18 protein-coding genes, 1 tRNA gene and 1 riboswitch are annotated in these 17,529 nt (G+C 58.0%); of the genes, 7 read left to right on the top strand and 12 right to left on the bottom strand.

Going from position 1 to position 17,529, the window contains the following annotated elements:
- Positions 1 to 31 precede the first annotated feature (31 nt).
- Both NH195_RS03600 and aroC read right to left on the bottom strand, forming a co-directional pair.
- Positions 32 to 985 (bottom strand): AEC family transporter, encoded by a 954-nt coding sequence (locus NH195_RS03600; protein WP_066703232.1) that lies wholly within the window; start codon positions 983 to 985, stop codon positions 32 to 34.
- A complete protein-coding gene (aroC, locus tag NH195_RS03595) occupies positions 978 to 2,078 on the bottom strand; it encodes a chorismate synthase (protein ID WP_066703229.1) in 1,101 nt (366 codons plus the stop codon). Before aroC ends, NH195_RS03600 begins: the two co-directional genes overlap by 8 nt.
- Before the next feature lie 90 nt (positions 2,079 to 2,168).
- A riboswitch (TPP riboswitch) is annotated at positions 2,169 to 2,274 on the top strand.
- 48 nt (positions 2,275 to 2,322) lie between these two features.
- Between aroC and thiB the strand changes: the two genes are divergently transcribed.
- From thiB to NH195_RS03580, 3 genes are read left to right on the top strand one after another with little or no spacing between them, the layout of a single operon-like run.
- On the top strand, positions 2,323 to 3,297 hold the full coding sequence (gene thiB, locus NH195_RS03590; protein ID WP_066703226.1) for a thiamine ABC transporter substrate binding subunit: 975 nt from the start codon (positions 2,323 to 2,325) through the stop codon (positions 3,295 to 3,297).
- Positions 3,273 to 4,817, top strand: a complete 1,545-nt coding sequence (locus NH195_RS03585; RefSeq protein WP_066703223.1) for a thiamine/thiamine pyrophosphate ABC transporter permease ThiP — start codon at positions 3,273 to 3,275, stop codon at positions 4,815 to 4,817. Before thiB ends, NH195_RS03585 begins: the two co-directional genes overlap by 25 nt.
- On the top strand, positions 4,810 to 5,505 hold the full coding sequence (locus NH195_RS03580) for a thiamine ABC transporter ATP-binding protein (RefSeq protein WP_066703220.1): 696 nt from the start codon (positions 4,810 to 4,812) through the stop codon (positions 5,503 to 5,505). The genes NH195_RS03585 and NH195_RS03580 overlap by 8 nt, the downstream gene beginning before the upstream one ends.
- 47 nt (positions 5,506 to 5,552) lie before the next feature.
- On the opposite strand, the gene NH195_RS03575 is transcribed toward NH195_RS03580, so the two are convergent.
- The 6 genes from NH195_RS03575 to dapF all read right to left on the bottom strand — a co-directional run bounded on the left by NH195_RS03575 (position 5,553) and on the right by dapF (position 11,355).
- Complete coding sequence (locus tag NH195_RS03575) at positions 5,553 to 6,371, bottom strand: cytochrome c1 (RefSeq protein ID WP_066703217.1); 819 nt, start codon at positions 6,369 to 6,371, stop codon at positions 5,553 to 5,555.
- 17 nt (positions 6,372 to 6,388) lie between these two features.
- On the bottom strand, positions 6,389 to 7,795 hold the full coding sequence (locus NH195_RS03570) for a cytochrome b (protein ID WP_066703214.1): 1,407 nt from the start codon (positions 7,793 to 7,795) through the stop codon (positions 6,389 to 6,391).
- 11 nt (positions 7,796 to 7,806) lie between these two features.
- Complete coding sequence (gene petA, locus NH195_RS03565) at positions 7,807 to 8,370, bottom strand: ubiquinol-cytochrome c reductase iron-sulfur subunit (protein WP_066703584.1); 564 nt, start codon at positions 8,368 to 8,370, stop codon at positions 7,807 to 7,809.
- A gap of 188 nt (positions 8,371 to 8,558) precedes the next feature.
- Positions 8,559 to 9,263, bottom strand: a complete 705-nt coding sequence (locus tag NH195_RS03560; RefSeq protein WP_081423774.1) for a glutathione S-transferase — start codon at positions 9,261 to 9,263, stop codon at positions 8,559 to 8,561.
- On the bottom strand, positions 9,260 to 10,519 hold the full coding sequence (mtaB, locus tag NH195_RS03555; protein ID WP_066703211.1) for a tRNA (N(6)-L-threonylcarbamoyladenosine(37)-C(2))-methylthiotransferase MtaB: 1,260 nt from the start codon (positions 10,517 to 10,519) through the stop codon (positions 9,260 to 9,262). Before mtaB ends, NH195_RS03560 begins: the two co-directional genes overlap by 4 nt.
- Complete coding sequence (gene dapF, locus NH195_RS03550; protein WP_066703208.1) at positions 10,519 to 11,355, bottom strand: diaminopimelate epimerase; 837 nt, start codon at positions 11,353 to 11,355, stop codon at positions 10,519 to 10,521. The genes mtaB and dapF overlap by 1 nt, the downstream gene beginning before the upstream one ends.
- Positions 11,356 to 11,469: 114 nt before the next feature.
- Here dapF and NH195_RS03545 point away from each other — a divergent pair.
- A tRNA-Lys gene (locus NH195_RS03545) sits at positions 11,470 to 11,545 on the top strand.
- 4 nt (positions 11,546 to 11,549) lie between these two features.
- Here the strand turns inward: NH195_RS03545 and NH195_RS03540 are convergent.
- The 3 genes from NH195_RS03540 to NH195_RS03535 are packed head-to-tail and all read right to left on the bottom strand — an operon-like array spanning position 11,550 to position 13,094.
- A complete protein-coding gene (locus NH195_RS03540) occupies positions 11,550 to 12,680 on the bottom strand; it encodes a site-specific integrase (RefSeq protein ID WP_155846069.1) in 1,131 nt (376 codons plus the stop codon).
- On the bottom strand, positions 12,665 to 12,838 hold the full coding sequence (locus tag NH195_RS21075) for a hypothetical protein (protein WP_155846068.1): 174 nt from the start codon (positions 12,836 to 12,838) through the stop codon (positions 12,665 to 12,667). The genes NH195_RS03540 and NH195_RS21075 overlap by 16 nt, the downstream gene beginning before the upstream one ends.
- Before the next feature lie 16 nt (positions 12,839 to 12,854).
- Positions 12,855 to 13,094 carry a hypothetical protein gene (locus NH195_RS03535; RefSeq protein ID WP_066703202.1) on the bottom strand — a complete coding sequence of 80 codons (240 nt, stop codon included), beginning with the start codon at positions 13,092 to 13,094 and terminating at the stop codon, positions 12,855 to 12,857.
- A gap of 142 nt (positions 13,095 to 13,236) precedes the next feature.
- Here NH195_RS03535 and NH195_RS03530 point away from each other — a divergent pair, with 142 nt between their 5' ends.
- The 3 genes from NH195_RS03530 to NH195_RS03520 all read left to right on the top strand — a co-directional run bounded on the left by NH195_RS03530 (position 13,237) and on the right by NH195_RS03520 (position 16,606).
- Positions 13,237 to 13,659: a helix-turn-helix domain-containing protein gene (locus NH195_RS03530; protein WP_066703580.1), complete on the top strand. Its 423-nt coding sequence runs from the start codon at positions 13,237 to 13,239 to the stop codon at positions 13,657 to 13,659.
- 358 nt (positions 13,660 to 14,017) lie between these two features.
- The gene (locus NH195_RS21070) at positions 14,018 to 14,521 is read left to right on the top strand and encodes a hypothetical protein (RefSeq protein ID WP_155846067.1); all 504 of its coding nucleotides are present in this window, start codon (positions 14,018 to 14,020) and stop codon (positions 14,519 to 14,521) included.
- A 258-nt stretch (positions 14,522 to 14,779) separates the two neighbouring features.
- The gene (locus tag NH195_RS03520) at positions 14,780 to 16,606 is read left to right on the top strand and encodes a DUF4365 domain-containing protein (RefSeq protein ID WP_081423773.1); all 1,827 of its coding nucleotides are present in this window, start codon (positions 14,780 to 14,782) and stop codon (positions 16,604 to 16,606) included.
- 307 nt (positions 16,607 to 16,913) lie between these two features.
- Here the strand turns inward: NH195_RS03520 and NH195_RS03515 are convergent.
- Positions 16,914 to 17,529 (bottom strand): transposase (locus tag NH195_RS03515; protein ID WP_155846031.1); only part of this gene is annotated, 616 nt, incomplete at its 5' end.

Below are 17,529 nucleotides of genomic sequence, written 5' to 3'. Positions count from 1 at the left end.
TCTTTGGCGGTGTGTTCGGTGAAAACAGTCTCTAAACCACCAGAAATAGCACGATGTTGAGGGTGACGAAGGCCCCCAGTGTGTTGACTAGGATGGAGAGGGAGGCCAGCGCACCGCGTCCGACTTCCTGGGCAAAGAGCGCCGCAATCGCCATGGTCGGAAGGGCTGCGGAAATAAGTGCAGCGGTGCGCAGGTTCGAATCCATGGTGACACCAAAGTGGCCGATGAAGAAGATCACAAGCGCTGTACAAACGGGCATGACGATCAGTTTGCCCACCGCGGCCTGGCCTGCCAAGCGTAGATTACCCTCAAAGGACAGTCCTACAAGCGAGCCGCCAATGACGAAAAGCGCGACGGCAGAGGCGGAGGCTGCGACCAGATCAATCAGTTTGTGAACCGGGCCGGGCAGGGACAGACCCGAGGCGGAAATGAGAAAGCCAAGGATGATGGCGATGATCAGAGGTCGCTTGAGCAGGCTTTTGAGGACTTGGCCGAATTGTTGAAGTGCATTCCCCCGGCGGTCTTCACGCGGTTTTCCCGCCTCGATGGCCATGAGCGCGAGGGGGATGAAGACGATGTTCTCCACGAGAAAATTCATTGCAAGGATGATTCCGGCGTGATCGGGGACGAGGATGAGGAACATCGGGTAGCCGATGAAACCCGAGTTCGGGCAATAAGAAATCATCGTCACCACGCCGCGACGACCTGGGTCGGCGACGATGGAGAACCAGAGAAAGGTGAGCCCAGCCGTCAGGAGGCCGGAGAGTGCGTAGACCACGATGTAATCCGGGTGGATCACCTCGGAAATCGGACGGGAGGAAATCGCGCCGAAAACCAAGGCGGGCAGGGCGAAATTCATCACCCAACCGCCGAGGATGCTCATGTCCTGTGGGCGAAACACGCCCTTTGTGACCGTCGCATACCCGATGGCGACCATGGCGAAGATCGGGAATGTGATCCCGAAAATGGTGAGAATCTCAGCCAATTTTGCCGCGAAGCCCCTCGCCGATCTGGCCGCGATGTAAGAGCAAGTGATCGAGGATCACACAGGCCATCATCGCCTCGCCCACCGGCACGGCGCGAATGCCGACACAGGGGTCGTGGCGGCCCTTGGTGATCAAATCTGTGTCTTCGCCGGATTTCGTCACCGTCTTGCGCGGGGTGAGGATCGAGGAGGTCGGTTTCACCGCAAAGCGCACGACGACATCCTGCCCGGTGGCAATCCCGCCAAGGATGCCGCCCGCATGATTAGACCCGAATTGAGGCCCATTCGGCCCCATCCGCATCTCGTCGGCGTTTTCTTCTCCGGTCAGACAGGCGGCATTCATGCCTTCGCCGATCTCGACCCCTTTGACGGCGTTGATCGACATCATCGCGGCGGCGAGATCGGTATCCAGCTTGGCGTAAATCGGCGCGCCGAGGCCCGCAGGGACGCCCTTCGCGACGACCTCGACGATGGCGCCAACGGACGAGCCGTTTTTGCGAATCTCGCCCAGATAATCGGCCCATTTGTCGGCGGTTTGCGCAGAGGGCACCCAGAACGGGTTATTTTCGATCTCCGCCATATCGCGTGGACCTTCGATGCCATGCGGACCGATCTGGGTCATGTAGCCGGTGATCTGCAAATCAGGCACCAATTCAGCCAAAACCGCCCGCGCCACGCCACCGGCGGCCACGCGCGCGGCGGTTTCCCGCGCGGAGGAACGCCCGCCGCCACGATAATCACGGATGCCGTATTTCTGGTAATAGGTGATGTCGGCGTGACCGGGGCGGAACGCCTGCGCGATTCCGCCGTAGTCTTTCGAACGTTGATCCGTGTTGCGGATCATCAACTGAATCGGCGTGCCGGTGGTCTTGCCTTCGAATACGCCCGAGAGGATTTCCACCTGATCCGGTTCGCGCCGTTGGGTGGTAAATTTCGACGTGCCGGGTTTGCGTTTGTCGAGCCAGACCTGAAGCATCTCTTCATTGATCTGGATCCCCGGAGGACAGCCATCAACGGTAGCGCCCAAGGCGGGGCCATGGCTTTCACCCCAGGTGGTGAAGCGGAAAAGATGTCCGAATGTATTCATGCTCATGGGCGGCTCCTTGGTCGCATTGACGTTTAACCGCTTCGACGCGGTTCGAAAAGAGCGGGTCTTGTGTCCGGTGGATTTCGCGCTAAGTTGATCCCCACCTCGGGGTGCCCGTGAGAGATCACGGCTGAGATGCGAATGCGAACCCGTTGAACCTGAACCGGCTAACACCGGCGGAGGGAAGGTTTCGGCTGATCTACCCGGACAAGCTGCCCTTTTTCTTCGCCCATATTCTATGGAGCGAGCCATGAAATATGGTCTTACCCTTGCGGCCGTGATGGCCGCGTCCGCTGCCTCGGCAGAGCCTCTCACCATCTATGCGCCCGATTATTTCGCCTCCGAATGGGGGCCGGGTCCGGCGATCAGGGAGGCCTTCGAGGCGCAGTGCGCGTGCGAGATCGAGTATGTCACAGGGGATGTCTTGCCCCGTCTGATGCTTGAGGGCGAGCGCACCAAGGCGGATGTCGCCATCGGGTTCAATTCCGACGTGACCAAGAAAGCGCGCGAGACCGGGCTGTTTGCGCCGCATGGGCTGGACCTGTCTCCTCTGACCCTGCCGATCGACTGGCAAGATGACATCTTCCTGCCGTTCAACTGGTCCTACACGGCTTTCATTTACGACAACACCAAAATCACCAATCCGCCGACGTCGTTCTACGAACTGGTGAATTCGGATGAGGACTGGAGCATCGCAATTCAGGATCCGCGGACCTCGATCTCGGGTCTCGCTCTGGTGCTCTGGGGTAAGGAGGTTTTCGGCGATGACGCGCCGGAAGCCTGGGCCAAACTCGCGCCGAAAGTGACCACTGTGACCAAGGGCTGGTCGGAGGCTTATGGCCTCTTTACCGATGGTGAGGTGGACATGGTTCTGTCCTACACGACTTCCCCCGCCTATCACATCATGGCGGAAGAGGATGAGACGAAATCGGCGGCTTTGTTCGATGAGGGCCACTATTTCATCGTCGAAACAGCCGCTAAGCTGGCCGGAACAGATCAGCCGGAGCTGGCGGATGAATTCATGGCTTTCATCCTGTCGCCGACCTTCCAGAACATCATTCCCACGGCCAACTGGTCCTACCCGGCGGCTTTGCCCAAGGATCAATGGCCGGAAGAATTCTCGCAACTCAATTACCCGGAAAAGGCGATTTTTCTGAGCGAAGACGAGGCAGACGCGCTTCGGAATGAGGCCATCGCCGAATGGCGCGCCGCGTTTTCGCAATAACGCTCTGGCCCGGACTCATCGCGGCGGCTCTGGTCGTCGCTTTGACCCTGGGCACTCTGGGTGCCGTGGCGCTTCGGGCGGAGACCTTCTCCGCCCTCTCCCATTTCGACTGGCTCGCGGTGCGGTTCACCGTGGTGCAGGCGTTTTTGTCGGCACTTCTCTCCGTCCTCTTTGCCATTCCTGCTGCCCGGGCCTTGGCACGCCGAAGCTTTCCCGGACGCGGGCTTCTGATCACGCTTCTGGGCGCGCCGTTCATCCTGCCGACGATTGTGGCGATCCTCGGTCTGACCGCCGTGTTCGGCAAGTCGGGATTCGTATCTGTTGTGCTGAGTTGGGCCGGATTAGAGCCGATTTCGATCTACGGTTTCCATGGCGTCGTGCTGGCGCATGTGTTTTTCAATTTGCCTCTGGCGACGCGGCTTTTGTTGCAGGGCTGGGGCGCGATCCCGGCGGAGCGATTCCGCTTGGCATCCTCTCTGCATTTCGGGCCAAAGGACGTGTTTCGCCACATTGAACTGCCGATGTTGCGCGACATTGTCCCCGGCGCCTTTACCGTGATCCTCCTGATTTGCACCACCTCTTTTGCGGTGGCTTTGACCTTTGGCGGCGGACCGAAGGCCACCACGGTCGAACTCGCGATTTATGAGGCCTTTCGGTACGATTTTAATTTGGGCAAAGCCTCGCTGCTCGCGCTGATTCAGGTGCTGATCTGTGCCTTGGCCGTTGTCCTGTCGCTCAAATTCCGCGTGCCGCAAATGGGCTGGGGAGGCCTCAATCGTGTCGTTCAGCGTTTTGACGCGCGGACAGTTCCAACCCGCATCCTTGATCTCTTTTGGATCGTTGTCGTGAGCTTGTTTCTCCTAGCCCCGCTTCTGGCCATCGCCCTGCGCGGGGCTGCGGGGATCACCGATCTGCCCGCTTCGGTCTGGCAGGCCGCTTTGCGCTCCCTCATCACGGCGCTTGGCTCCGCATTTTTTGCGATCCTCATGTCTCTCGCACTGGCGCTCTCCGCGCTGCGCTGGCGGGGGCTGGAGGTCATCGGCATGTCCTCCATCGCGGCTTCGCCTCTGGTGATGGGGACAGGGCTTTATATCGTGCTTTTCGCCATTACCGACCCTGCCGATTGGGCCTTGCCCATCACGGCCTTGGTCAATGCGGTGATGTCGATGCCGTTCATCTTGCGTGCGCTTGGCCCGGCTTTGACGGGGGCAGAACGCGATTACGGGCGTCTCTCTGACAGTCTCGGACTGACCGGTTTGAGCCGGGTTCGGCTCGTGTTTCTGCCACGTCTGCGCGTTCCTATGGGATTTTCCGCCGGTCTCGCTGCGGCTTTGTCGATGGGCGATCTGGGGGTGATCACACTCTTTGCCCGTCCTGAGGCGGCCACGCTTCCCTTGCAGATTTACCGCCTCATGGGGTCTTACCGTATGGATCAGGCCATGGGGGCGGCTTTACTGCTTCTTGGGCTGAGTTTGACCCTGTTTTACATCTTCGATCTCTGGGGGAAGCGCAGTGCTTGAGCTTCAATCCATCCGTCTCACTCAAGGGGAGTTCACCCTGTCCGCCGATTGCGTGATCCCGCTCGGGTCTCGTGTTGCTGTCATAGGGCCCTCGGGGGCCGGAAAGTCCACGCTCCTTTCACTGATCGGTGGGTTCGAGGAGCCGGACACGGGGCGACTTCTGTGGAATGAGCAGGATTTGACCGAGACTTTGCCGCATGAGCGTCCGATCTCGCACCTGTTTCAGGACAACAATCTTTTTGCCCATATGACTGCCGCACAGAATGTCGGACTTGGCATTCGGCCCAACTTGCGCCTCTCGAAAGCGGAGCAGACTCGTGTGTCGGAGGCCCTGAGCGCGGTGGGCCTTGCGGGCATGGAGGCGCGGCGCCCTGCGGAACTGTCAGGCGGGCAGCAGAGCCGGGTGGCGCTGGCGCGGGTGCTGGTGCAGGAAAAGCCGCTGATCCTGCTGGATGAGCCGTTTTCGGCGCTGGGCCCGGCGATGCGGGGTGAGATGATCGGGCTGGCGAAAGAGGTCAGTGCGAAACTCGGAGCCACCATGTTGATGGTCACTCATGACATTGCCGATGTGGACCGGTTTGCCGATCTGGTGATCTGGATCGAAGACGGGCGTTGCCTGCCGCCCAGAGACTGGGCGGAGATGAAAGCCGATCCGCCAGAAGGACTCAAAGCCTACATCGGAACATGAAAAAAGCGCCCCAAATCGGGGCGCTTTCTGTTTCGAGCCAACTCTGATCAGAGCGTGGTCTTTTTGCCCTTATGCGGTGCCCAGAGCTTCTTGTTCGTCAGGAACAGAAGCGAGGTCAGGATCACAAGGAAGGTCACGGCGACAAAACCGGCTTTCTTGCGCGCCATCATCTTGGGCTCGGCGGCCCACATCAGGAAGGCTGCGACGTCTTCGGCCTCATGGTGCAGCTCGTTGGAGTGACCGTCGGCAAATTCGACGTCTTCCCCATAGAGCGGCGGGGCCATGGCGATCCAACCGGTCGAGAAGGCGGTGTTCTCGTAATAGGTGGTGCCAGCTTCGACTTTCTCCTCGCCGGTGTAGCCGGTGAGAATGGCGACGATGTATTCCGGCCCGCCGATCCCTTTCAGGAACTGGTTGATACCGGTGCCCGCCGGACCGTGGAAGCCAGCCCGGGCCTTCGCCATCAGTGACAGGTCAGGTGCGTTCTGCGAGGCGTTGGCCGGGAAGTGGTCGTTCTCGGTCAGCGGACGCGCCGCGCCTTCTTCGTAGTCGAAGAGATGCATGTTCGCGGCTTCGTCGTTCACCGGATACTGGGCCGCATAGGCGCGGACCTGATCCTCGGGAAGCTCCGGGCCGCCTTCATCCGCAAGGGTGCGGATCGGCACGAATTTCATGCCGTGGCAGGCGGTGCAGACTTCGGTGAAGATCTGCAGACCGCGCTGAAGCTGCATCTGGTCGTATTTGCCGAAGGGACCCTCGAAGGAGAAGTCCACATCGTGGATATGCCCACCGCTGCCTGCGGCCATGGCGGCCGAGGCGGAGAGACCCAGAGCGGTGAGGGCGGAGAGGGTGAGTTTCTTGATCATGTTCCTCAAGTCCTTTCTCACTCGGCCGGCTCTTTGGCGGCGGACGGGTAGTGAGCGATGAAGTCTTCTTCGATCGTCGCCGGCATCGGCAGGGGTTTCTCGATGATGCCCAGAAGCGGGAGGATCACGAAGAAATAGCCGAACCAGTAGGCGGAGCCGATCAGGGCGAAGCCCGGGGCGGACATGCCGATGGTGTTGTCGAAATCGGCGCCGGAGAGGGCCTGCATGAACACCGGATGACCGTCGAGGATGCCGACCATGATCAGGTCTGTGCCCTGTGCACCGGCCCAGGTCAGGCCGAGGAAGAAGAACACGAGCAGCCAGTAGGCGACCTTGAACATCGGGCGGTATTTGCCGGAACGCACAGACGAGGTGTCGGTCCAGGGCACCAGAGCCATGGCGATGATCGCGCCGAACATGGCGAGCACGCCGAAGAATTTCGCATCGACGATGCCGCCCGTCAGGAAGCTGATGATCTGGACGAGCCAGACATCGGCGGTGAAAGCGCGTAGGATCGCGTAGAACGGCAGGAAGTACCATTCAGGAACGATGTGAGCCGGCGTCGAAAGCGGGTTGGCTTCGATGTAGTTGTCCGGGTGGCCGAGGTAGTTCGGCATGAAACCGACAACCGCGAAGAAGGCGATCAGGACCACGCCGAGAGCGAAGAGGTCTTTGATCACGAAATACGGCCAGAACGGCAGCGTGTCTTTCTCGGCTTCGGCTTTCGAGGTGCGGCGCACTTCAACACCGGTGGGGTTGTTGTTGCCGGTGTTGTGGAAGGCCCAGATGTGCACGATCACCAGACCTGCGATCACGAAAGGCAAGAGGTAGTGCAGCGAGAAGAAGCGGTTCAGCGTGGCATTGTCCACGGCCGGTCCGCCCAGAAGCCAGGTCTGGATCGGCTCGCCGATGAACGGGATCGCGCCGAACAGGCCGGTGATCACGGTCGCGCCCCAGAAGGACATCTGACCCCAGGGCAGAACATAGCCCATGAAGCCGGTTGCCATCATCAGGAGGTAGATGATCATGCCGATGATCCAGGTGATCTCGCGCGGCGCCTTGTAGGAGCCGTAGTAGAGACCGCGGAAAATGTGCAGATACACGGCGAAGAAGAACAGCGACGCGCCGTTGGCGTGCAGGTAGCGCAGCATATGGCCGCCGTTCACGTCACGCATGATGTGCTCGACGGAGCGGAAGGCCAGATCGACATGCGGCGTATAGTGCATCACCAGAACAATACCGGTGACGATCTGAAGTGCGAGGCAGAACGCGAGGACGATGCCCCAGATCCACATCCAGTTCAGGTTTTTGGGGGTCGGGATCATCAGCGTGTCGTAGATCAGGCCGATGATCGGAAGACGGGAGTTCACCGCTTTGGTGAAGCCGGTCTTCGGTTCATAGTGGTCGTGCGGAATACCAGACATGAATTTCTCCCTTAGCCCAGAATGATCTCGGTTTCGCCCTCGAAGGCGGCGATCGGAACCGGAAGGTTTTCGGGAGCCGGGCCTTTGCGAATGCGACCGGCGGTGTCGTAATGCGAGCCGTGGCAAGGGCAGAACCAGCCGCCGAAGTCACCGGCGCCATCGCCCAGCGGCACACAGCCGAGGTGGGTGCAAACCCCCATCATGACAAGCCATTCGCCCGCTTCGTCCAGCGTGCGGTTCTTGTCTTCGGCATCGGCACCTGAGTCGATGTTGTTGTTGCGCGCGATCGGGTCCACGAGTTCGTCCATGGTCACGGCACGGCCCGCGTCGATTTCGTCCTGGGTCCGGCGACGGATGAACACCGGTTTACCGCGCCATTTGACGGTGAGCTGGGTGCCGACCTCGACGCCGCTGATGTCCACGCGGATCGAGGAGAGCGCCTGAACGTCTGCGGACGGGTTCATCTGGTTGACCAGGGGCCAGACGGCAGCACCGGCGGCCACTGCACCTGCGCCACCTGTGGCGTAGTACAGGAAATCGCGGCGGGTGCCTTCGTGTTCTTCTACGTGGGACACGAGCAAATCTCCATTTTCTCCAGCCGGTCCTCCCCGGCCCATACGATGAGAGGCCATGGTTTTACCCTGGCCCTTCGCCGCCGCTTGTAGCGGCAGGAGGCCGCTCAGTCTAGCATTCAATGAATTGTGAACAGCGTGATGTGTTGTCGGGACTGGAAACTGTGTCCTATATAAGATATATCAGGGATTTATCTATATCCGTCAGAGGGCTTCTCGAAACCCGTTTGCAGGATGCCTTGGCATTTTGTCAGTTCGGCAAGTTCCGGCAATGGGAAAAGCACCGGCGCATCTGCAATGTGCCATTTCGCGTGCTTTTGCATGATCGCTGCAAAGCGTTCCGAGGCCAGAAAGCGGTAAAGCCAGCCCCGAACACCGGACCAGTCCTGAGTGTCGAACCACGCCTTATCCACCATGGCGAACTGCCGCACGAAGGTGATCGTGGCGAGGTCGGCCAATGTCGGGCGGTCGCCGTGCAGCCAGAGGCTGCGACGCAAGGCCGCATCAACTTGCCAGAGGATCGCGGCGGCTTTCGTGCGTTCTGCAGCGGGATCGGCGTCGCGATAGCGTGTGTCGTATTTGTAGCGGTCCAGCGCGGTCTTGAACGGACCTTCGATCCGGGCAATCCAGCCCGCCCCTTCGGTGGGCATGTCGCGCAACCCCTCCGGGTCGTTCTGCGTCAGCGCCCAATCCATGATGTCGCGGCTTTCCTCAATCACGCCCGTCCCAGTGATCAGCACCGGCACGGTGCCTTTCGGCGAGGCCGCAAGCATCTCTTGCGGCTTGTCGCGAAGCACCACTTCGCGCAGTTCCACCTCGACGCCTGCCGAGGCAATCGCAAGCCGCGCCCGCATCGCATAGGGACAACGGCGGCAGGAATAGAGAATAGGTCTCATGCGGTGAGCTGCGTGCCTTTGATACCGGTGATCGCCGCCTTGAGGATCGCGCCCTCATCCTGCGCTGTCTCGAAGCTCACCTCCGTGAACTGTTCCGTCCGACCCATATGCGGGTTTTCCATCAGGATCACATGCTCACGGCCAATTTGGGCCTGAAGATGCTTTTGCACCTGTTCATCCCCCACCGCCCGCAGCCGCGCAGCTCGGTCACGGATCACCTTGCCATTCACCTGACGCGGAATTTTCGCGGCGGGCGTGCCTTCGCGTTTCGAATAGGGGAAGACATGCAGCCAAGTCAGGTCGCAATCCGTCACCAGCTTCATCGAATTCTCGAACTGTGCCTCGGTCTCCGTCGGAAACCCCGCGATGATGTCCGCGCCAAAGGTCATCTCAGGCCGCAGCTTGCGCGCCTCTTCACAGAACCGGATCGCGTCGTCGCGCAGGTGCCGCCGCGCCATACGTTTGAGGATCAAATCATCGCCATGCTGTAAGGACAGGTGCAAATGCGGCATCAAACGTGGCTCTGTCGCGATCGCCTGCATCAGCATCTCGTCGGCCTCGATCGAGTCGATCGACGAAATCCGAAGCCGCGGCAGATCCGGCACCAGTTTCAAAATCCGCATCACCAGATCGCCCAGACGCGGGGTCGCGGGCAAATCCGCCCCCCAAGAGGTCAGATCGACCCCGGTGAGCACCACCTCGTTGAAGCCCTTATCCACCAGCCGCTTGATCTGATCGACCACAACACCCGCGGGCACGGAGCGCGAATTGCCCCGGCCATAAGGAATGATGCAGAACGTACAGCGGTGATCACAGCCATTTTGGACCTGCACATAGGCCCGATGCCGTCCGAAACCGTCGATGAGATGCCCGGCGGTCTCCGTCACGGACATGATGTCATTGACCTGCACGCGTTCGGTGTCGCCTATGAAATTCGGACCCATGCTCTGCCAGGTCTCGGGCTGCATCTTTTCCGTGTTGCCGATCACCAGATCGACCTCGCTCATCGTGGCAAAGGTCTCCGGCTCCGTCTGCGCCGCGCATCCGGTGACGATGATCTTCGCCTCCGGGTTTTCGCGCCGCAGCTTGCGAATCTCCTGGCGGGCTTTGCGCACCGCTTCGGCGGTCACGGCACAGGTGTTGACCACAACAGCGTTCTCGACGCCATTGGCCTCGGCCAGCTCTTTCATCGCCTCGGTTTCATAGGCGTTGAGGCGACAGCCGAGCGTCGCAAAAATCGGGGGATTAGCGGACATCAGACACACTCCAAGAAAGACGTGTCAAATTCCGCCTGGAACACCAACTGCGTCGGACCGGTCATCCAGACGCCGTCCTCACGCCAATCGAGCGTCAGCCAGCCACCATCGACCTCCATCCGCACTGTCTTGTCCGTCAGGCCGCGCACAGAGGCCGCCACAGCCGTCGCACAGGCCCCCGAACCACAGGCCAGCGTGATCCCCGTGCCACGCTCCCAGACCCGCATTCTGATCTCGTCGCGCGCCCGCACTTCGGCGAACTCGACATTGGTGCGCTGCGGGAAAAGCGGATCGTATTCGACGCGCTTGCCCCAACCTGCAACATCAACCTCGTTAATGTCAGGCACAAAGAACACCGCATGAGGATTGCCCATGCCCACCGCGACAGGTTCGCCGTCGAGCGGCAAGAAATCGGTGTCGACCGGATGCGACAAAGGCACCTCGTCCCACATGCGCTGCGGGTGGCCCATATTGACCGAGACCTCATCGCCCGCACGCCGAGCAATCAGAATCCCCCGCTCGGTGCGAATCGTGATCTCGTCCTTTCCCGTCTCATCCAACATCAACCGCCCGACACAGCGCGTGGCGTTGCCACAAGCGCCCGCCCGCGATCCGTCAGAGTTCCAAAAGTCGAGATCAATATCGGCGGTATCCGAGCTACGGATCTCGGCCAGCTGATCGAACCCCACGCCGCGATGGCGATCCCCCACGGCGCGCGCTAGTTCAGCGGTGACAATCGCGTCCCGCCCTCGTGAATCGAGGATCACGAAGTCATTGCCCAGCCCATGCATTTTCAGAAACGGAAGGCGGCGGGAGGTGTCAAAATCCTGTTGCATGGGCGGGCATATAAACCTTGTCGAAACCTTTTCCAAGAAAATCTCAGTTTTGCGCTTGACGGTCCTGACCCACGACATTAAACCCCGCCGCACAGTCGATGAGACTGAGAGAGTGGGCCGTTAGCTCAGTTGGTAGAGCAACTGACTTTTAATCAGTGGGTCGCAGGTTCGAATCCTGCACGGCTCACCACTTCTCATAAATTATCCTTTCCCTGTTTGGGTTTGGTGTCGTATTTGACGAACCTCTTGGGAAGGTTCGCCAAATTGCGCTCGCCATTGGGGCGGGCGATCAGTTTCTCAATCGCGGAATCGGCCATGCCTTCGCGGCCAGCGGCCTCGGTGTAGCGCTGCACGAGGGCCAGCGTTTTGTGGCCTGTGACCGCGCCAATCTCGTGCGCAGTAGCCCCGGCCTCGGCCAAACGACGTGCGCAAGCCTTGCGCAGCCCGTGGGCGGAACACTGGGGCAGTTTGGCCTCTTCGGTCCAACGTTGCATGAGATTGCCCAGGCCGCCGGCGGACCGCATAGTGCCTTTCTGGGTGGCCAGAAAGGGCCTGTCCTTCGGCAATTTGTCCAGCACCTCCGCCAAGTCCGGGTGGATCGGGACGGAAACCAGCACACCGCCTGAGCGTTGCGTCTTCTGCCGCCGATACTCGATCTTGCCGCTGCGGACGTTCTTAGGCCCCAGCGTCACCGCATCGACACGCGCCGCGCCGGTATAGAGCATCAGCGTCACCGCCGTATGCGCAAGTGTGCCGGGCTTGTGGACCTTGAAGAACTGCGCCAGTTCCTCTTCGTCCCAGGTATGAAAACCATCACCGCCCACGCGGAAAGGCTTTGTCGCCCGTGCCGGATTATCACCGCGCCAGTCCAGCGTAATCGCGAAATCCATCAACTGGATCAGCCGCTTGCGCAGGTTGTTCGCCGCTGTCGGGGTCTCGGCTTTCTCGGCCAGGATCGTCTGCACATGCCGCCGCTGCATCAGCCGCACCGGCTTGTCGCCATGCTCTCCCCGGAATTTTTCGACGACCCCGCGATACACCTTCTGCGTACTGGGCGCGAGGTCGAGGAACTCGGGCGAGCGATACCAGAGCGCCACGAGCTGGCTGACGCTGTAGGGCTTGGTCCGGTTCGCCCCAATCAGGCCGCGCGTCTTGTGCCCGTTCACCGCGTCCTCATAACGGCGAACGAAATCCTCCGACCCGTAGTCACTTCCCAACTCCGCCGAAAACCCACCCTTCCGAAACCGCCACCGCCGTTTCCCGTGCCGGTCGAAATAGGCCGTCGCGCCGGGAAACTGCTTTCGGCGTTTCACGGGCGATCCCACGGGTTGTTGACCTCGTCGGTCTGTTTCTCGGTGCTGTAGATCACGACCTTGCCGTCCCGGCTGATCTCGGACCGTACGACCGGAATACCTGCATCCCGGTACGCCTTGAGGTATCGGGTCAATTCGCTCTGCGTCAGCGTTGCGCGGGGCATGGCCATAGGGGTTCCTCCCACGTCAAAGGCTAGAGTGCTGCGGCTCGCCCAAGGGCAGGCTCGGTTGCTCGCCTTCAGGGCGTTTGAACCTGGTCGCGTTGCGCTGGAACCGCTCCCAACCACTCATGGTCAGCATCTTTGTCTTCGCGGAAATCTCCACGAACTCTAGCCGTCCGTCGTTCATCAACGCGCGAACTTGCGCGGCGCTCAGCCCGACAAGCTCGCCCAGTTCTTTCGGGGAAAGCAACTTTTCCTGTGCCAAAACCCTCTCCTTTTAGTAACGTAGCGCGAATCGGGTTGAATGCGCTCAAGCGTCATGGTCCGACAACGAAACACAACGAATAACGTTCATTTGTGCGTATAACACTCATATGAGCGCAACCGCAAGTGGATTGCTCACGATAATGGCTGATCGTCCGTATGACTACTTGAGCGCCCTTGGCGCGCGCATCGCGATCGCACGCAATGAGCTTGGTATGTCGCAGGTGAAAATGGCCGAAGCTCTCGGAATCTCTCTCCGCGCTTATCAGAGCTATGAGCTGGGCAAGCGCTCGATCCCTGTCGAAGCATTGGTCGAGTTGCACCGTCAATTTCGGGTAGACCTGAACTGGATTCTGTTAGGAGTCGAGGCCGTCCGGTTGGAGCATGATCTGACTGCGCTGGAAGACTTCGAGGTCGCTCTGGACAAGTATTTGTCTGACAGCGGGACCAAGCTGAAAAGCGAAAAGCGCGGGGCGATTGCCGCGCGCTGGTACCGATCCTTCCTGGAAGGAAAGGAAATAGCCATGGACGATGTCCACACCTGGATAGAATTGTTGAGAGAATAAAAATGGACCTGAGACAACCCGATACTTGGAGGCGTCACCAATTAGCGGCAACCGAACGGATGCAATGCGACATTGGCCGTTTCACGCGCCCTGTGATCGACGTTATGTGTGTTTTTTCATTGACTTACTTGATGGCGTGGGGTGCGCTATGTGTCCTCTGGAACGGAGATGGCATGCCATGGGCGCCACTCCTGACTGCCACAGTTGCGGGTTTTGTCGTGGTGGCGGCCCTTCCGGCCTTTATGCTAGCCGTTGGGATTGAGAGCTATTTCTCTCGGCGCCTGCGTTCAATGAGTAGAAACGATATAATCTGACTCGACCACGCGGATTCACACCATTTCTGAAACGGAATGTATTGATGATCAACGATGTTGCTCCATTGGGTGGTGAGGTAATTGGCAAAGCCGCAAGCCGCGAAGATGCCTGGTGGCTTTGTAAGCGCTATGGACTGAAGCCATTTCCATTGGATGACGCCTCAGCGGTGAGCCTTGAGGACGCCGAGAATGGATCGAAGGTGTGGACTGTTCCCTGTGAGCATACCCAATTCCCATATGATCGTGCTGCCTTTGAAAACCGGCGCCGTGATGGTTTGGCTGAATTTGAGAGCGGTCTCCCAGCTTGGCCGGTTGCTGAAGAAAATGGGATAGCATTTCAAACCTTCAGACAGCGCCTCAAACGAGGTTGGTCGGGTGAAAGGGCTGCAACTGAAGGTGTTCGGGACATAGCGCATAATCCGAATGATGAGTGGGAGGTAATTGCGCTGGAAAACGGGCTATCTGTACGTGCATACCGAAGTCGTGTTCAAGCTGGCTGCCCTGAACCTATCGCGGCAACAATGGGACTAAGCTGGCGACGGTGGTAAGATGCCACTCTTGGCGTGCATATACGGCCCGGAGCTGCCGTTCGTTGCAGCAGGAGACGCCGTAGCGCAGCTTGCCCGAAGCTGACATTGATAGACCATGAGGAAATCTGAAATCTAAGGTGGCTTCTTTCCAAGGTATCTGGATAGTATCCATCTGCTCGCTGGTGGCGCTTGACCATCAATCCTACAGCTTTTTCATGAACAAAATAGGCCGAAGTCATTGGCTGATACGATTCTAATAACAATTCCGGAGCAACCTTGCCAAAAAGAACGCGAAGCCACCGCCTAGAAGACATTTCCGTTGTCGAATTTCAAAGGCTTTTGCCCGACGAGTGGGTGTGCCGGTCAAAAGACAAAGACTATGGCGTAGATTTAGAAGTGGAGATTTTTGACGAAGATGGAAAATCCACCGGGTTGCTTTTCTATGTTCAGCTGAAAGCGACAGATAGAAAAGAGGCAGAACGCTCTGTGAGCATGAAGATAGACCGTCTTGAGTATCTTGCCTCTTTAGACGCGCCGTCGATTCTTGTGCGCTACTGTGATGCCACGCGTGCCACTCATTTTATGTGGATTAGCAACATTTTTGCGCAGATAGGCACTACCTCGGCGGCTTCGGCAACGATTAACTTTTCGGAAACAGATGCGTGGGATGACGAGACACCATCAAAAGTGCTGCAAACCGTCAAAGTACTGAAGACAATCAGATCTGAAACAAGAAGGCTGCCGCTTGGATTGACCGTTGATGATGAGGGTAAAGCGGGCTCGGATGTATTTGAATTGAAGCTCGCGGTATATAAGCTTCAAGGTATGAGCAAAATGATCAACTCTAATCGCGACCCAGAGCGGTGTTTGCCAATCGTGATACGCCTTCAAGATGATGCAATCACTGCATCAATAGATGTTGTGACAAGTATCACTTGGATGACTGATAGCTTTTCAAGCGATGATGTCCTTCCAAGGCTGTCTTATGCGCTGGCCTATATGACCGGTAGATATGAGTTCCATCGTCAGGCTTCGGAGCTGACAAGGATAATTCACGAAAAAAAATTCACGACGAATAGTCGGTTATTTTCTAGTCGAATAGCTCAGCTGGCAATTGATGATCCGAAAATCGCAGCGGACATTGCTAAGTGGAATAGGATTCATGCGATTCAGGATCAAGCGTATCTGGAGTACATTGATGCCTTGCTGTCCAGCGAACTTCCGATGGAAAAACGTGAAGCCGCTATCGAGACCTTCTATACCGACGCAATCTCCGATCACGACCCAACCGACGATCAACGTCTGTCCACAATTTTCTATTCTTTTGCAAATTTTCAAATGAACAATGGTGACTTCGGGAAGGCCGTGAGCAACTATAACAAAGCCAGAAAACTTAACGAGACCTACCTTCAAAGACCTTATTTCTTAAATGAACTGGGTTCTTGTTGCTTCTGGCGTCGGCACTTCAAGTCGGCGGCAGTGATCTACAGTGCATCTTACGATTTATTACCTAACCCTCAGGTTGGCATCTGCGCTGGAGACGCTTTGCTGTACTCCGGCGACTTCATAGCTGCTGAGAGAATGTTCGAGAACGTTGGCGCACAGGCACCTGACGAAATGAACGCGGCGGAAGCCCTTACCAAGGCTTGGTTGAGTTCTTGGTTGCGTGAATTTTACCAACGAAACGATATGGCGGGCACCGCAATCCTTAATGATCGGGCGACTTGGTTTAGCGTCATAGATCAAGCACTGGAAGCTGAAGAGTACGCACACGCCTTGGGCGCTGCGCTGCTGGAAGCATTCTTGTGCGATGACGACACTAACCTTTGGGCGGACGCAATGAGCTTTGCGCTTAAGACCAATGATTCCCAACTTATTCTTGGAACATTTTCAAGCGCAATATGGCGAAATGGGTATGAGGTTTATGCCTTGTTCCGAAAGAATATTGAAAACGCTAACCTCCCTCAGGATGGGTTGGATCACTTCGATCAGTTGGCAAACATGCTATATGAAATGAGGCCTTCCAATAAGCTACAAAGCGTTACCAAGAGGCTCGTTGGCGAAAATAACTACGACTCGGTGCATGACGTTCCAGGCGAGTAATGGGACGAATTCCACCTATACTATGGCAGAAACCGCGTTGAATTTCTATTTAGTGCGCGCAGCGACTACATTTGGCTTCGGGCCGTCCACCGGCTCTACAAAGTTCGCTTCTTGCACATTGCCGCCCCCAATTACGGGCGCAGCATTGATATTCTGTTCACATTGGCTGTGAATGGCAGCTTTTCATAATCCTAGCCAAGGATTGTGCACCCGCAGCGAACTTCCGCTTCCCGCCGATTCTGTTGAAAAACTGATGTTTGCGAGCGCAGAATTTGCGGTTCCCGAATGGGCGTGAGCGCCTTTCTTTTCAGGCTTTTCGCGGTTGCTGCGGCGCAGGAAAGATCTTGGCCAGTTTACGGAGGTTTTGGGCGGTTGCGGCGAGGAGGAATTCGTCATTTGCGCCGCAGGGTCCACGTAACCTGAGCCGGTTCAGGCCAAGAATTCGTTTGAGATGCGCGAAGAGCATCTCGACCTTCTTTCGGAGCTTCATCGAGATATCGTATTGGTGGGTTTTGGCGATATCACGGGCAACTTGGCGGGCGTCTTCGTGTTCTTCGCGGGTGATTTTGCGGGCTTCTGCATTCGGGCAGCAAGTTGGTTTCGATGGACAGGTTTGGCAAACCTCCTTCAAAGCTCGATAGCGGGCTGTGCCTTTGCCGGTCGGACCTCGGTTCGGGTCGGAGTAGTTTCGCCGGAACTGCTTCAGTTCGTGACCTTCGGGGCAGATATACTGATCATTCTCCGCGTCCCATTCGAACTCCGCGCGTGACCAAGTGCCGTCGCTGCGCCCCGCCTTGTCGATGACGGGAATATGCGGCGCAATCTCACGCTCAACCAGCCAACCCAGCATTGGGCCTGATCCATAAGCTGTGTCTGCGATCAAACGCTCGGGGTGCAGATCGAACCGGTCTTTGACACGGGTA

The sequence above is a fragment of the Celeribacter ethanolicus genome (assembly GCF_001550095.1).
Lineage (GTDB): Bacteria > Pseudomonadota > Alphaproteobacteria > Rhodobacterales > Rhodobacteraceae > Celeribacter > Celeribacter ethanolicus.
This window is presented reverse-complemented; position numbering and strand designations above follow the sequence as displayed.

Bases quoted from the DNA above. Each gene is read 5' to 3' on its own strand.
- NH195_RS03585 (WP_066703223.1), top strand. From the start codon at position 3,273: ATGGCGCGCCGCGTTTTCGCAATAACGCTCTGGCCCGGACTCATCGCG.
- NH195_RS21075 (WP_155846068.1), bottom strand. From the start codon at position 12,838: ATGGCCATGCCCCGCGCAACGCTGACGCAGAGCGAATTGACCCGATAC.
- NH195_RS03575 (WP_066703217.1), bottom strand. From the start codon at position 6,371: ATGATCAAGAAACTCACCCTCTCCGCCCTCACCGCTCTGGGTCTCTCC.
- mtaB (WP_066703211.1), bottom strand. From the start codon at position 10,519: ATGTCCGCTAATCCCCCGATTTTTGCGACGCTCGGCTGTCGCCTCAAC.
- NH195_RS03560 (WP_081423774.1), bottom strand. From the start codon at position 9,263: ATGAGACCTATTCTCTATTCCTGCCGCCGTTGTCCCTATGCGATGCGG.
- NH195_RS03530 (WP_066703580.1), top strand. From the start codon at position 13,237: ATGGCTGATCGTCCGTATGACTACTTGAGCGCCCTTGGCGCGCGCATC.
- aroC (WP_066703229.1), bottom strand. From the start codon at position 2,078: ATGAGCATGAATACATTCGGACATCTTTTCCGCTTCACCACCTGGGGT.
- NH195_RS03570 (WP_066703214.1), bottom strand. From the start codon at position 7,795: ATGTCTGGTATTCCGCACGACCACTATGAACCGAAGACCGGCTTCACC.
- thiB (WP_066703226.1), top strand. From the start codon at position 2,323: ATGAAATATGGTCTTACCCTTGCGGCCGTGATGGCCGCGTCCGCTGCC.
- NH195_RS21070 (WP_155846067.1), top strand. From the start codon at position 14,018: ATGATCAACGATGTTGCTCCATTGGGTGGTGAGGTAATTGGCAAAGCC.
- dapF (WP_066703208.1), bottom strand. From the start codon at position 11,355: ATGCAACAGGATTTTGACACCTCCCGCCGCCTTCCGTTTCTGAAAATG.